A 14,163-nucleotide genomic window follows, 5' to 3' on the forward strand; every position below is an offset into this window, starting at 1 on the left:
CTATGAGCACCGTGCTGTTGTTGTCGACCGCCGACACGGATCTCCTCGCCGCGCGCGCCTCCGGCGCGCCGTACCGCATCGGCAACCCCACCCGCGTCGACGCCCGCGAGGAACTCCCCGCACTGATCGAGGGCTCCTCCGTCGCCGTCGTCCGTCTCCTCGGTGGCAAGCGCGCCTGGGAGGACGGGCTGGCCGTCCTCAAGGCGTCCGGCATCCCGACCGTGCTGCTGGGCGGCGAGGCCGTCCCGGACGCGGAGCTGATGGCCGAATCGTCCGTACCGGCCGGTGTGGTCGCCGAGGCGCTGCGCTATCTCGTGGAGGGCGGCCCCGGCAACCTCGCCGAGCTGGCCCGCTTCCTCTCCGACACCGTCCTGCTGACCGGCCACGGCTTCGCCGGGCCGCAGAAGATGCCCGAGTGGGGCCTGCACGGCGACCGCGCGTTCATTGAGGGCCGCCCGACCGTCGGGGTGCTCTTCTACCGGGCGCACCAGCTGTCCGGGAACACCTCGTTCGTGGACGTCCTGTGCGACGCGGTCGAGGCCCGTGGCGCCAACGCCCTGCCGGTGTACTGCGGTTCGCTGCGCGGCGCGGACGCCGGTCTCTACGAGCTGCTCGGCAGGGCGGACGCCCTGGTCGCCACGGTTCTCGCGGCGGGCGGCACCCGCGCGTCGGACGCCTCCGCCGGGGGCGACGACGAGGCCTGGGACATCGGCGCGCTCGCCGATCTGGACATCCCCGTGCTCCAGGGCCTGTGCCTGACCTCGTCGCGCGCCGCGTGGGAGGCGTCGGACGCCGCCCTCTCCCCCATGGACGCCGCGATGCAGGTCGCGATCCCGGAGTTCGACGGCCGGCTGATCACCGTCCCGTTCTCCTTCAAGGAACAGGGCCCGGACGATGTGCCGGTGTACCGCGCCGACCCCGAACGCGCCGCGCGCGTCGCCGGAATCGCGGTGCGCCACGCCGTCCTCGGGCACCGGACGAACGCCGAGAAGAAGCTCGCCCTCGTCTTCACCGCCTACCCGACCAAGCACTCCCGCGTCGGCAACGCCGTCGGCCTGGACACGCCCGCGTCCGCGGTACGGGTCCTGGACGCCCTGCGCGACGCCGGTTATGGAGTCGACGGGCACCCCGACAACGGCGACGAGCTCATCCACCGCCTGATCAACGCCGGTGGCCACGACGTCGAGTGGCTGACCGAGGAGCAGCTCGCGGCCGCCCCCGCGCGCGTCCCGCTCGCCGACTACCGGGCCTGGTTCGACACGCTGGCGCCAAAGCTGCGCGACTCGATGCTGGAGCACTGGGGCGAACCGCCGGGCTCGCTGTACGTGGACGGGGACGAGATCGTCCTCGCCTCGCTCCAGTTCGGGAATGTGGTGGTGCTGATCCAGCCGCCGCGCGGCTTCGGCGAGAACCCGATCGCGATCTACCACGACCCGGACATGCCGCCGTCGCACCACTACATGGCGACGTACCGCTGGCTGGAGAACTCGTTCGGCGCGGACGCCGTCGTCCATATGGGCAAGCACGGCACGATGGAGTGGCTGCCGGGCAAGGGCCTCGGCCTGTCCGCCGGGTGCGGCCCCGACGCCGTACTCGGCGAACTGCCGCTGATCTACCCGTTCATCGTCAACGACCCGGGCGAGGGCACCCAGGCCAAGCGGCGTGGGCACGCCACGGTGGTGGACCATCTGGTGCCGCCGATGGCGCGCGCCGACACCTATGGCGACCTGGCCAAACTGGAGCAGCTGCTCGACGAGTACGCGCTGGTCAGCGATCTCGATCCGGCGAAGGCCCCGTCGGTGCGGGCCCAGATCTGGACACTGGTGAAGGCCGCCGAGCTGCACCACGACCTCCATGTCGACGAACAGCCGGGCGATGACGACTTCGATTCGTTCGTCATGCACATCGACGGCTACCTCTGCGAGATCAAGGACGTCCAGATCCGGGACGGCCTGCACGTCCTGGGCGGCGGTCCCGTCGACGAGGCGCGGGTCAACCTGGTGCTGGCCGTGCTGCGCGCCTCCCAGGTGTGGGGCGGAAGGGCGAACGCGCTGCCGGGGCTGCGGGCGTCGATCGCCGAGCACTTCGGTCTCGGCGAGAAGGAGTTGCTGGCCGAGCCGGGTGCCGCGGTGAAGGTGCCGGTCGAGCTGACCGAGCTGGTCGACGGCCCGGCGCGCACCGGTGCGGACGCGATCGACCTGCTGGAGCGGCTGTGCCGCCGACTCGCGGAGGGCATGGAGGAGCGCGGCTGGGACACCGCGGCCGCGCCGGGGCTGGTGCGGGAGGTCCTGGGCTGCGAACTCCCGGATGCCGTGGCCGTGCTGGGCTTCGCGTGCGAGGAGGTCGTACCGCGGCTGGCCCGGACGACGGACGAGATCGACCACATCCTGCGCGCCCTGGACGGCGGCTTCGTACCGGCCGGCCCGTCCGGATCGCCCACCCGCGGCCTCGTCAATGTGCTGCCGACCGGGCGCAACTTCTACTCGGTCGACCCGAAGGCGATTCCGTCCCGGCTGTCGTGGGAGGTCGGGCAGTCGCTCGCCGACTCCCTGATCGCCCGGTATCTCGCCGACACGGGCGACTACCCGAGGTCGGTCGGTCTGACCGTGTGGGGCACCTCGGCCATGCGTACGCAGGGCGACGACATCGCGGAGATCCTGGCGCTGCTCGGCTGCCGGCCGGTGTGGGACGACGCGTCGCGCCGGGTGACCGGCTTCGAGGTCGTGCCGGTGAGCGAGCTGGGCCGCCCGCGCATCGATGTGACCGTGCGGATCTCCGGGTTCTTCCGGGACGCGTTCCCGCATGTGGTGGGGCTGATCGACGACGCGGTGCGGACGGTGGCGGAGCTGGACGAGCCGGCCGACGCCAACTACGTCCGGGCGCACGCCGATGAGGACACGGCGGTCCATGGCGACCGGCGACGGGCCACGGCACGCGTCTTCGGGTCCAAGCCGGGGGCGTACGGAGCGGGGCTGCTGCCGCTGATCGACGCCCGGAACTGGCGGTCGGACGCGGATCTGGCCGAGGTGTACGCGGTCTGGGGCGGTTACGCGTACGGGCGCGGGCTCGACGGGCGGGCGGCGCGCGGCGACATGGAGACGGCGTTCCGGCGGATCGCGGTGGCGGCGAAGAACGTCGACACGCGCGAGCACGACCTGGTCGACGCGGACGACTACTTCCAGTACCACGGCGGCATGGTCGCCATGGTGCGGCATCTGACCGGCGAGTCGCCCGAGGCGTACGTCGGCGACAGTGCCACGCCGGACCAGGTGAAGACGCGGACGCTGGGCGAGGAGACCCACCGGGTGTTCCGGGCGCGGGTGGTGAACCCGCGGTGGATGGCCGCCATGCGGCGGCACGGCTACAAGGGCGCCTTCGAGATGGCCGCGACCGTGGACTACCTGTTCGGGTACGACGCGACGGCGGGCGTCGTCGACGACTGGATGTACGAGAAGCTGTCGGCGGAGTACGTCTTCGACCCGGAGAACCGGGAGTTCATGCAGAAGTCCAACCCCTGGGCGCTGCGCGGGATTTCGGAGCGGCTGCTGGAGGCGGCCGAGCGGGGGCTGTGGGCGGAGCCGGACCAGGAGACCCTGGAGCGGCTCCGGCAGACCTACCTTGAGATCGAGGGCGACCTGGAGGGAGAGGAGTGACCTCTTCGCATCCCCGCGAGTGCGGGGAGCACCGCAGCTGCGGCCGCGGCTCGCCCTCGCCGGGAGGACCATCCCCGCATGTGCGGGGAGCAGGTTTCGATCACGCGGTCCCACAGCTCGGACATGCGTCACGCTGCCACAAGTCATCCGAAGGAGTGATCGTCGTATGAGCACGCCCTATCCGTTCACAGCCGTCGTCGGACAGGACGACCTGCGGTTGGCTTTGCTGCTGAACGCGGTGTCACCACAGGTGGGCGGCGTTCTCGTACGAGGGGAGAAGGGGACCGCGAAGTCGACTGCGGTCCGGGCATTGGCCGCGCTGATGCCGGAGATCGAGGTCGTACCCGGCTGCCGTTTCTCCTGCGACCCCGCGATCCCGGACCCATCGTGCCCTGACGGGCCGCATGAGCCCCGCCCCGGGGCACAGCGCCCCACTGCGCTCGTCGAACTTCCGGTCGGCGCCTCGGAGGACCGGCTGGTCGGCGCCCTCGATATCGAGCGGGCGCTCGCGGAGGGGGTCAAGTCCTTTGAGCCAGGCCTGCTCGCCTCGGCGAACCGCGGGATCCTGTACGTCGACGAGGTCAATCTTCTCCATGACCATCTCGTCGACCTGCTGTTGGACGCGGCCGCGATGGGCGCCTCGTACGTCGAACGCGAGGGTGTCTCCGTACGGCATGCGGCGCGCTTCCTGCTCGTCGGGACCATGAATCCCGAGGAAGGCGAGTTGCGACCCCAATTGTTGGACCGTTTCGGGCTGACTGTGGAGGTCGCGGCCTCGCGGCAACCGGAAGAGCGGGTGGAGGTCGTACGGCGACGGCTCGGGTACGACGACGATCCCGACGTTTTCGCCGCGCGTTGGGCGGACGAGGAGGACGCCGTACGCCAACGGATCGTGGCGGCACGGGCGTTGCTGCCGTCGGTGCGGCTCGGGGACGGGGCGTTGCGGCAGATCGCGGCCACCTGCGCGGCCTTCGAGGTCGACGGGATGCGCGCGGACATCGTGATGGCGCGGACGGCCACCGCGCTGGCCGCCTGGGCGGGACGTACGGATGTGCTGGCCGAGGACGTCCGGCAGGCCGCTCTGCTCGCGCTCCCCCACCGGCGTCGGCGCAACCCCTTCGACGCGCCGGGCCTGGACGAGGACAAGCTCGACGACACGCTGGAGCAGAACAGCGGCCAGGACGACGACCCGGACCCGGACGGCCCCGGTGGCGGCGGCCGGCCCCCGCAGGGCGACGGGCCCGGCACGCCGCCGCAGCCCGGGGGCGAGGCCGATGACACGCCCGCGCAGTCCGTGCCCGAGCAGGGGCAGGGGCAGGGGCAGCAGTCCTCCGGAGGCGGTGAGCAGCAGCCGGTACGGGCTGCCGAGCCGTTCCGTACGAGGATGCTGAGCGTGCCGGGTCTGGGCGAGGGCGCGGCGGGGCGACGGTCCCGGGCACGCACCGAGCACGGGCGTACGACCGGTGCGCGGCGTCCGCAGGGCGCCCTGACCAAGCTGCATCTGGCGGCGACCGTGCAGGCCGCCGCCCCGCATCAGCGGGCGCGGGGGCGGTCGGGGCGGGGGCTGGTGGTCCGGCGGGACGATCTGCGGCAGGCGACCCGGGAGGGGCGCGAGGGGAACCTCGTGCTGTTCGTGGTGGACGCCTCCGGGTCGATGGCCGCCCGGCAGCGGATGAGTGCCGTGAAGGGAGCCGTCCTTTCGCTGCTGCTGGACGCGTACCAGCGGCGGGACAAGGTCGGGCTGGTCACCTTCCGGGGCAGGGACGCCGAGGTGGTGCTTCCGCCCACGTCGTCGGTGGACGCGGCGGCGGCGCGGCTGGAGATGCTGCCGACCGGCGGGCGCACGCCGGTGGCGGCCGGGCTGTTGAAGGCCCATGAGGTGCTGCGGGTGGAGCGGCTGCGTGATCCTTCGCGGCGGCCGTTGCTGGTCGTGGTGACCGACGGGCGGGCGACCGGGGGGCCCGAGCCGGTGGCGCTGGCGTCGCGGGCGGCGCGGCTGCACGAGGCGGAGGGCATCGCGTCCGTCGTCGTGGACTGCGAGTCGGGGCCCGTACGGCTCGGGCTCGCGGGCGCCCTGGCACGCGATCTCGGCGGCACCGCCGTGACGCTCGACGCGCTGCGGGCCGACTCGATCGCCGGTCTGGTCAAGGACGTTCGGGGAACCGGCAGGAGGGCCGCGTAATGCCGCAGGGACAGCCGGCCACCGTGCCGGACGACGGGCTCACCACCCGTCAGCGCCGTAACCGTCCGCTGCTGGTGGTGCACACCGGCATCGGGAAGGGGAAGTCGACGGCGGCCTTCGGGCTCGCGCTGCGCGCCTGGAATCAGGGGTGGCCGATCGGCGTCTTCCAGTTCGTCAAGTCGGCGAAGTGGAAGGTAGGCGAGGAGAACGCGCTGAAGGTCCTCGGGGCGAGCGGCGAGGGCGGCTCCGTCGCCTGGCACAAGATGGGCGAGGGCTGGTCGTGGGTGCAGCGCGACAGGCAGCTGAACAACGAGGAGGCGGCGCGCGAGGGCTGGGAGCAGGTCAAGCGCGACCTGGCCGCCGAGACGTACCGGCTGTACGTCCTCGACGAGTTCGCGTACCCGATGCACTGGGGCTGGGTCGACACCGACGAGGTGATCGAGGTGCTGCGGAACCGTCCCGGTACGCAGCATGTGGTCGTCACCGGGCGCAACGCGCCGCCGAAGCTGGTGGAAGCCGCCGATCTGGTGACCGACATGTCGAAGGTCAAGCACCCGATGGACGCCGGTCAGAAGGGTCAGCGGGGCATCGAATGGTGAGGGGACCGCGGTGAACGTTCCGCGTCTGGTGATCGCCGCGCCCTCCTCGGGGAGCGGCAAGACCACGGTGGCCACGGGGCTGATGGCGGCCTTCGCCGGGCGGGGCCTCGCCGTATCCGCGCACAAGGTCGGGCCCGACTACATCGATCCGGGGTATCACACCCTGGCCACGGGGCGGCCGGGCCGCAATCTCGACGCCTACATGTGCGGTCCGGAGCTGGTCGCTCCGCTGTTCGCGCACGGGGCGCTCGGCTGCGATCTGGCGGTCGTCGAGGGGGTGATGGGGCTGTACGACGGGGCTGGAATCCAGGCAGGGCACGAAGCGCTCGGGCAGGGTGGTGGCGGGCGACGGGCCGGGCAGGGCGAGCTGGCGTCCACCGCCCAGGTCGCGAAGCTGCTGCGGGCGCCCGTGGTGCTGGTCGTCGACGCGTCGTCGCAGTCGCGGTCCGTGGCCGCGCTGGTGCACGGGTTCGCCTCGTGGGATCCGCAGGTGCGGATCGGCGGGGTGATCCTCAACAAGGTGGGCTCGCAGCGGCACGAGGTGCTGTTGCGGGAGGCGCTGGACGAGTCGGGTGTGCCGGTGCTGGGGGTGCTGCGGCGGGCGGAGCGGGTGGCTGTGCCGTCACGGCATCTGGGGCTGGTGCCGGTGGCCGAGCGGCGGGGCGACGCGGTGGACGCTGTCGCGGCGATGGCGGACCGGGTGCGGGCGGGGTGCGACCTGGACGCGGTCATGGCGTTGGCGCGGTCGGCGCCCGCGGTGCCGGGTGAGGTGTGGGACGCGGCGGAGGCGGTGGGCGGCGTCCGCGACGGGGCCGGTCCCCGGCCCGGAAGGGTCGCCGTCGCGGCCGGGGCCGCGTTCACGTTCTCCTACGCCGAGCACACCGAGCTGCTGGCCGCCGCCGGGGCCGAGGTCGTGCCGTTCGATCCGTTGCGGGACGAGGCATTGCCCGAGGGCACGCGCGGGCTGGTCGTCGGGGGCGGGTTCCCCGAGGTGTACGCCCCCGAGCTGTCGGCCAACGAGCCGTTGCGCAAGGCCGTCGCGGAGCTGGCGGCCTCGGGGGCCCCGGTGTCCGCCGAGTGTGCGGGGCTGCTGTATCTGGCGCGTTCGCTCGACGGGCTGCCGATGTGCGGGGTCCTCGACGCCGAGGCACGGATGTCCGAACGGCTGACGCTGGGCTACCGGGAGGCCGTGGCGGTCTCCGACAGTGTGCTGGCGGTGCCCGGGACGCGGGTGCGCGGTCACGAGTTCCACCGGACCGTGCTGGAGCCGGGCGCCGGGGCCGCACCGGCGTGGGGCCTGCATCAGCCGGAGCGGCGGGTGGAGGGGTTCGTGCAGCGGGGCGTGCACGCGAGTTATCTGCATACGCATGGGGCTTCGGCGCCCGGCATGATCCGCCGATTCGTTGAGAGGTGCAAGGGATGAACCACGGTCTCGGTACGAGCAGGCTGGTCGGTGTCGGCGTGGGCCCCGGTGACCCGGAGCTGGTGACCGTCAAGGGTGTGAACGCGCTGCGGGATGCCGCGGTCGTCGTGGTGCCGGTGATGGACACCGGTGAGCGGGGGCGGGCGGAGGCGACCGTGCTGCACTATGTGGCGGCCGAGAAGGTCGTGCGTGTGGTGTTCGCGCTCAATGAGCGGACGGACCGGGCACGCCGGGAGGCGGCGTGGGACGCGGCGGGCGAGCGGGTCGCCGCGTTGCTGCGTACGCATGGCTCGGTGGCGTTCGCGACGATCGGCGACCCCAATGTGTACTCGACGTTCACCTATCTCGCGCACACGATAGGTGAGCTGCTGCCGGGGACGGCCGTGGAGACCGTGCCCGGGATCACGGCCATGCAGGATCTGGCCGCCCGCAGCGGTGCGGTGCTGACGGAGGGCACGGAGCCGTTGACACTGGTGCCGGTGACGGCGGGGGCCGCGGCGCTGAAGGAGGCCCTCGAAGGTCCCGGGACGGTCGTCGCGTACAAGTTCGGCCGGCTGGCCGCGGAGGTGGCCACGGCGCTGCGGGAGACGGGCCGTACCGAGGACGCGGTCTGGGGTTCCGCGCTCGGGCTGCCCGAGGAGTCGATCCGGCCGGCGGCGGAGCTGGCCGAGGGGCCGTTGCCGTATCTGTCGACGCTGATCGCGCCCGCGCCGCGCGACGGCGGGCGGGGCGGGAAATTGTGAGCTGCCCGGGTGCGGCGCGGTGGTCAGTCCGCGATGCCCACGACCAGCCAGATGAAACCCACCCCGGCCACCGTGCACAGCAGCGTGGAGCGGGCCGGGTGTTCGTGGTGTGCCTCGGGGAGGATCTCGGCGGCGGCGAGGTAGAGCAGTACGCCGCCGAAAAAGCCGAGGTAGCAGCCGAGCGGTTCCTCCGGAAGGGTGAACAGCAGCGTCGTCGCGGCGCCCACGAGCGGTGCCAGGGCATCGGCGAACAGCATGAGCAGGGCCTTGCGGCGGGCGTTCCCGTACAGGCTGGTGATCGTGTAGGTGTTGAAGCCGTCGGCGAAGTCGTGCGTGATGACGGCGAGGGCGACGGCGGCTCCCATGCCCGCACCCACCTGGAAGGCCGCGCCGAGCGCGACGCCGTCCATCAGGCTGTGGCCGACCATCGCCGCCGCCGCCGTGAGTCCGACCTGCGGCACCCGCTCCTCGCCCGCGCCGTGTGCCGCCTGGCGCACCGCGAGCAGACGCTCCACCAGATGGGCGGCGAGGAAGCCGCCCACGAACAGCAGCAGGGCGGCGGGGACGCCGAAGACGGGCTCGCCCGCGGCGTCGACCGCCTCCGGCAGCAGGTCCAGGCCGACCACTCCGAGCATCAGTCCGCCGGCGAAGCCGAGCACCAGATGGCGGCGGTCGGTGACGCGTTGGGCGGCCCAGCCGCCGGCCAGGGTCATCAGGAACGCGCCGAGCGCGACGAACACCGCCATGCGCTCTTGCTAGCCGATTGAACCGGGTGCGCGCATCTCAGCGCGCACCGCCAGCTGTTCCACCGTTCCGTCCCCCTGTCCCGTTTAATATCCCTTTTCCCGAAAGGACCCCGCCCCATGTCCGAAGCAGTCGACGCAGCCGGCGCGGCCGGCGCGCCCACCCGCGGCAGAGTGACGTTCGTCGGTGCCGGCCCCGGCGCCGCCGATCTGCTGACCTTCCGGGCGGCGCGGGCCATCGCGGATGCCGACATCGTCATCTGGGCGGCGAGCCTGGTGCAGGCGGAGGTTCTGGAGCACGCCCGGGAGGGCGCGGAGGTCCTCGACTCGGCGCAGATGTCGCTGGAGCAGGTCGTCGCCGTGTACGAACGCGCGGCCGCCGAGGGGCTGAAGGTGGCCCGCATCCACTCCGGCGACCCGGCGCTGTGGGGCGGTACGCAGGAACAGGTCGACCGGTGTGCCGGGTTGGGAGTGGCGGTCGAGATCGTGCCGGGGGTGTCGTCGTTCTCGGCGGTCGCGGCGATCGCGCAGCGGGAGCTGACGATTCCGGAGGTCGCGCAGTCCGTGATCCTGACCCGTCTCGGCGGCGGCAAGACGCCGATGCCGCCGGGTGAGGAGGTACGGGAGTTCGCGCGTCACGGCACGACGATGGCGCTGTTCCTGTCGGCGGCGCGATCCGGGCAGCTCACCCAGGAGCTCCTGGAGGGCGGTTATCCGACGTCGACGCCGGTCGTGATCGCGTACCAGGCGACCTGGCCGGAGGAGCTGATCCTGCACTGCACGATCGAGACGCTGGAGGAGACGGTCAAGGAGCACAAGCTCTGGAAGCACACCCTCTTCCTGGTCGGTCCGGCGCTGTCGGCGTCCGGGACGCGTTCGCACCTCTACCACCCGGGGCACTTCCACGGTTTCCGCAAGGCCGACAAGGCGGCGCGGGCCCAGCTGCGGGCCCAGCGGTCCGGCTCGTGACCGGGATCTCCCACGCCGGGACCGCCGCGCCGATCCTGGTCCTCGGTACGGGGACGGGCGAGCCGCTCGGTCAGGAGGCCCGTCGGGCGCTGGCCTCGGCCACGCTGGTGGTCGGCGCCCGGCGTCATCTGGAAGCCGCGGAACCATCGGCGCGGACCGGGCGGACCGGGCGGGCCGAGCGGGCCGAGCGGGCCGAGCGGGCCGAGCGAATCGTCCTCGGTCCGCTGGCGCCCGCGCTCGACCGGATCGCGGAGCACGCGCCCGGTAACGGGGCGCGGGTCGTCGTGCTGGCCTCCGGCGACCCCGGGTTCTTCGGGATCGTACGGGCTCTGACGGAGCGTTTCGGGGCGGCCGCGCTCGATGTGCGGCCGGGCGCACCGTCCGTCGCGGTCGCGTTCGCCCGGCTCGGGCTGGCATGGGACGACGCGGTCGTGGTCAGCGCGCACGGCCGCGACCCGAGGACCGCGGTGAACGTGTGCCTGGCGCACCCGAAGGTGGCCGTCCTGACCGGGCCCGGGGCCGGGCCCGCGGAGCTGGCGGCCGGGCTGGCGCACGGAACCGAGGGGCGCACCCTGGTCGTCGCGACGGCGCTCGGCGATCCGGAGCGGGAGCGGGTCGAGCGGCTGACTCCCGCCGAGGCACTGGCCCGTGACTGGCCGGATCCGGTGAGTGTGGTGCTGTGCCTGGACGAGTCCCGGGTGCTCTCCCCGGTACGGACCGTCGCGGGAGCGGCGGCCGGGCCCGGCCGGTGGGCGCTGGACGAGGCGGAGTTCGAGCACCGCGACTCGATGATCACCAAGTTCGAGGTGCGGGCACTGGCGCTGGCCCGGCTGGGTCCGCGCACCGGGGACCTGGTGTGGGACATCGGTGCGGGTTCGGGTTCCGTGGCGGTGGAGTGCGCGCGGCTCGGCGCGGCCGCCGTCGCCGTGGAGAAGACCCCGGACGGGATCGGCCGGATCAGGGCGAACGCGGCCGCGCACGGGGTGTACGTGCACGCGGTGCACGGCTCCGCGCCCGCCGTGCTCGACGGTCTGGGCGAGCCGGACGCGGTGTTCATCGGGGGCGGCGGGCGTGAGCTGCCCGCCATCGTGGCGGCGTGCGCCCGGCGTGCGCGGCGCTCGGTGGTGGTGGCGCTGGCGGCGCTGGACCGGGTGCCCGAGGTGCGTGCGGCGCTGGCCGGTGCCGGGCTCGTGCCGGAGGGCGTGCTGCTGCAGTCCTCCCGGCTGGCGCCGCTGCCCGGTGAGGTGACGCGGCTCGCCGCGACCAACCCGGTCTTTCTGCTGTGGGGCACCCGCCCCGCGGTTCGTGCAAGTGAAGGAGCAACCCAGTGATCGGCCTGATCTCCGCCACGGCGGCGGGCACCGTCGCCCGCGACCGGCTGGCCGCGGCCTGGCCCGGCCGCACCGCGGTCTACGAGGGACCGGTGCGCGAGGCCGTGCAACGGGCCTTCGCCGAGTGCGAGCAGCTGGTGTGTTTCCTGGCGACGGGGGCCGTGGTGCGGCTGCTCGCGCCGGTGCTGTCGGACAAGTCCTCGGACCCGGGTGTCGTCTGCGTCGACGAGGCGGGCCGCCATGCGGTGGCGCTGCTCGGGGGGCACGGCGGCGGGGCGAACGCGCTGGCCGAGGCGGTCGGTGAAGTGCTGGGCGCGGCGCCGGTCGTGACGACGGCGACCGATGCGACGGGGGTGCCGGGGCTGGACATGCTGGGCCTCCCGGTGGAGGGCGATGTCGCGGGGGTGTCGCGCGCGGTCCTCGACGGGTCTGCGGTGGAGCTGCGGGCGGACGCGGTGTGGCCGTTGCCACCGTTGCCGCCGCATGTGTCTCCGGGTGCCGAGGGGCCGGCGGTGCTGCATGTCACCGACCGGGTCGTGGAACTCGGGGCGCGGGCGGCCGTGTTGCGGCCCGCGTCGCTCGCCGTCGGGGTCGGTGCGTCGAGGAACGCGCCGGTCGAGGAGGTCGTCGGGCTGATCCGGGACACCCTGGACGAGGCCGGGCTGTCGCCGCTGAGCGTCGCGGAACTGGTGACGGTCGACGCGAAGGCGGACGAGCCGGGGATCGTCGGGGCCGCCGCGCGGTTCGGCGTACCGCTGCGGACGTACACCGCCGACGAGCTGGCCCGTATCGAGGTGCCCAATCCGTCGGAGGCCCCGCTCGCCGCCGTCGGAACGCCGTCCGTCGCGGAGGCCGCGGCGCTCGCCGCGGGCGGCGAACTCCTCGTGCCGAAACGGAAGTCGGCCCCTGCGGGACGGGCCGCGATGGCCACCTGCGCCGTGGTGCGCCGCGTCCCGCGCGGACGGCTGGCCGTCGTCGGTCTCGGACCGGGCGCGCGTGATCTGCTGACCCCGCGGGCCCGCGAGGAGCTGCGGCGGGCCTCGGTGCTGGTCGGACTCGATCAGTACGTCGACCAGATCAGGGATCTGCTGCGGCCCGGCACCACCGTCCTGGAGTCGGGGCTCGGCGCCGAGGAGGAGCGGGCCCTCACCGCGGTCGCCGAGGCGCGCAAGGGGCATGCGGTGGCGCTGATCGGCAGCGGTGACGCGGGGGTGTACGCGATGGCGTCGCCCGCGCTCGCCGAGGCCGGCGCCGACATCGATGTGGTGGGTGTGCCGGGTGTGACGGCCGCGCTGGCGGCTGCCGCGATCCTGGGCGCCCCGCTGGGCCACGACCACGTGTCGATCAGCCTCTCCGATCTGCACACGCCGTGGGAGGTCATCGAGCGCCGGGTCCGGGCCGCGGCCGAGGCCGACATCATCGTGACGTTCTACAACCCGCGCAGCCGGGGCCGCGACTGGCAGCTCCCGAAGGCCCTGTCGATCCTGTCCGGTCACCGGGAGCCGACGACCCCGGTCGGGGTGGTACGCAACGCCTCGCGCCCGGACGAGAGCAGCCGGGTGACCTCGCTCGCCGCCCTGGACCCGGCGACGGTGGACATGATGACGGTCGTGACGGTCGGCAACACCGCCACCCGGGAGATCGCGGGCCGCATGGTGACACCGCGCGGCTATCGCTGGCAGTCGGCCACCGCGGCACGGGGAGGAGCCAAGTGAACCGGCCCTGGGAGAGAACGGTGCACCCCATCGAGCAGGAGTCGTTCCGGCGGCTCCGCGCCCGCCTGGACACCTCGCACTTCGCCCCGCTGACCCGGGCGGTCGTGGAGCGGGTCATCCACTCCGCGGCGGATCTGGCGTACGCGACCGATCTGGTCTGCGACGAGGCGTCGCTCGTCGTCGCGCACGCGGCGCTGCACGCCGGTGCGCCGGTCGTCACCGATGTGGAGATGGTCGCGGCGGGCATCACCCGCCGCGAGACCGTGTGCCGGCTGAAGGAGGCCAGGTCCGGTCCCGGGCTGACCCGTTCGGCACATGCGATCCGGCTCGCGTACGAGCAGGTCGGGCCCGGCGCGATCTGGGTGATCGGGAACGCGCCGACCGCGCTGGAGGAGCTGCTCGTCCTCGATGCCGCGCCCGCCCTCGTCATCGGGCTGCCGGTCGGTTTCGTCGGCGCGACCGAGTCGAAGGCGGCGCTGCGCGAGAGTGGTCTGCCTGCCGTGAGCAATGTGTCGGAGAAGGGCGGCTCGGCCGTCGCCGCCGCCGCCCTCAACGCCCTGCTGTACCACCCCGTACCGTTCCTGGGCAGTGAGCGGGAGTGAGTTCCGCACACTGGCACGCCCCGAACGGTTTTGGGCGCACTGGTCGTCCGCTTTCGCATCCCGGGCGGCGACACGGATCGTGTCCGTGGTCCGAGCCGGGCGGGCGGAGTCCCTCACGACCTGGCCATATGGATACGGCCAGAGGCGACGGGGAGGCCCTGAACCATCTCGCTGGTGGAGCAGGGGCCCCGCACGCTGGCACC

Annotated in this window: 10 protein-coding genes; 9 read left to right on the top strand and 1 reads right to left on the bottom strand. The window is 73.2% G+C overall.

Features of this window, described 5'->3' with window-relative positions; translation table 11 throughout:
• Nucleotides 1-2 precede the first annotated feature (2 nt).
• The 5 genes from cobN to cobI all read left to right on the top strand — a co-directional run bounded on the left by cobN (nucleotide 3) and on the right by cobI (nucleotide 8,600).
• Complete coding sequence (cobN, locus tag ACF08M_RS03235; protein ID WP_392183963.1) at nucleotides 3-3,653, top strand: cobaltochelatase subunit CobN; 3,651 nt, start codon at nucleotides 3-5, stop codon at nucleotides 3,651-3,653.
• 166 nt (nucleotides 3,654-3,819) lie between these two features.
• Nucleotides 3,820-5,835 carry a putative cobaltochelatase gene (locus ACF08M_RS03240; RefSeq protein ID WP_392183512.1) on the top strand — a complete coding sequence of 672 codons (2,016 nt, stop codon included), beginning with the start codon at nucleotides 3,820-3,822 and terminating at the stop codon, nucleotides 5,833-5,835.
• Nucleotides 5,835-6,434, top strand: a complete 600-nt coding sequence (gene cobO / locus ACF08M_RS03245; RefSeq protein WP_392183513.1) for a cob(I)yrinic acid a,c-diamide adenosyltransferase — start codon at nucleotides 5,835-5,837, stop codon at nucleotides 6,432-6,434. The genes ACF08M_RS03240 and cobO overlap by 1 nt, the downstream gene beginning before the upstream one ends.
• A gap of 10 nt (nucleotides 6,435-6,444) precedes the next feature.
• Nucleotides 6,445-7,857 (top strand): cobyrinate a,c-diamide synthase, encoded by a 1,413-nt coding sequence (locus ACF08M_RS03250; RefSeq protein WP_392183514.1) that lies wholly within the window; start codon nucleotides 6,445-6,447, stop codon nucleotides 7,855-7,857.
• Complete coding sequence (gene cobI / locus ACF08M_RS03255; RefSeq protein ID WP_392183515.1) at nucleotides 7,854-8,600, top strand: precorrin-2 C(20)-methyltransferase; 747 nt, start codon at nucleotides 7,854-7,856, stop codon at nucleotides 8,598-8,600. Before ACF08M_RS03250 ends, cobI begins: the two co-directional genes overlap by 4 nt.
• Nucleotides 8,601-8,623: 23 nt before the next feature.
• On the opposite strand, the gene ACF08M_RS03260 is transcribed toward cobI, so the two are convergent.
• The gene (locus ACF08M_RS03260) at nucleotides 8,624-9,346 is read right to left on the bottom strand and encodes a ZIP family metal transporter (protein ID WP_392183516.1); all 723 of its coding nucleotides are present in this window, start codon (nucleotides 9,344-9,346) and stop codon (nucleotides 8,624-8,626) included.
• 117 nt (nucleotides 9,347-9,463) lie between these two features.
• Here ACF08M_RS03260 and cobM point away from each other — a divergent pair, with 117 nt between their 5' ends.
• The 4 genes from cobM to ACF08M_RS03280 are packed head-to-tail and all read left to right on the top strand — an operon-like array spanning nucleotide 9,464 to nucleotide 13,960.
• Nucleotides 9,464-10,312: a precorrin-4 C(11)-methyltransferase gene (gene cobM, locus ACF08M_RS03265; protein WP_392183517.1), complete on the top strand. Its 849-nt coding sequence runs from the start codon at nucleotides 9,464-9,466 to the stop codon at nucleotides 10,310-10,312.
• A gap of 5 nt (nucleotides 10,313-10,317) precedes the next feature.
• Nucleotides 10,318-11,643 (top strand): precorrin-6y C5,15-methyltransferase (decarboxylating) subunit CbiE, encoded by a 1,326-nt coding sequence (cbiE, locus tag ACF08M_RS03270; RefSeq protein ID WP_392183964.1) that lies wholly within the window; start codon nucleotides 10,318-10,320, stop codon nucleotides 11,641-11,643.
• Nucleotides 11,640-13,358: a precorrin-3B C(17)-methyltransferase gene (cobJ, locus tag ACF08M_RS03275; RefSeq protein ID WP_392183518.1), complete on the top strand. Its 1,719-nt coding sequence runs from the start codon at nucleotides 11,640-11,642 to the stop codon at nucleotides 13,356-13,358. Before cbiE ends, cobJ begins: the two co-directional genes overlap by 4 nt.
• Nucleotides 13,355-13,960, top strand: coding sequence for a precorrin-8X methylmutase (locus ACF08M_RS03280; protein ID WP_392183519.1), 606 nt, complete (start codon nucleotides 13,355-13,357; stop codon nucleotides 13,958-13,960). The genes cobJ and ACF08M_RS03280 overlap by 4 nt, the downstream gene beginning before the upstream one ends.
• Nucleotides 13,961-14,163 lie beyond the last annotated feature (203 nt).

It is taken from the genome of Streptomyces sp. NPDC015032 (assembly GCF_043080425.1).
Classification (GTDB): domain Bacteria; phylum Actinomycetota; class Actinomycetes; order Streptomycetales; family Streptomycetaceae; genus Streptomyces.

Coding starts and splice junctions, on each gene's coding strand:
- cobN (WP_392183963.1), top strand. CDS start 3: ATGAGCACCGTGCTGTTGTTGTCGACCGCCGACACGGATCTCCTCGCC.
- ACF08M_RS03240 (WP_392183512.1), top strand. CDS start 3,820: ATGAGCACGCCCTATCCGTTCACAGCCGTCGTCGGACAGGACGACCTG.
- cobO (WP_392183513.1), top strand. CDS start 5,835: ATGCCGCAGGGACAGCCGGCCACCGTGCCGGACGACGGGCTCACCACC.
- cobI (WP_392183515.1), top strand. CDS start 7,854: ATGAACCACGGTCTCGGTACGAGCAGGCTGGTCGGTGTCGGCGTGGGC.
- ACF08M_RS03260 (WP_392183516.1), bottom strand. CDS start 9,346: ATGGCGGTGTTCGTCGCGCTCGGCGCGTTCCTGATGACCCTGGCCGGC.
- cobM (WP_392183517.1), top strand. CDS start 9,464: ATGTCCGAAGCAGTCGACGCAGCCGGCGCGGCCGGCGCGCCCACCCGC.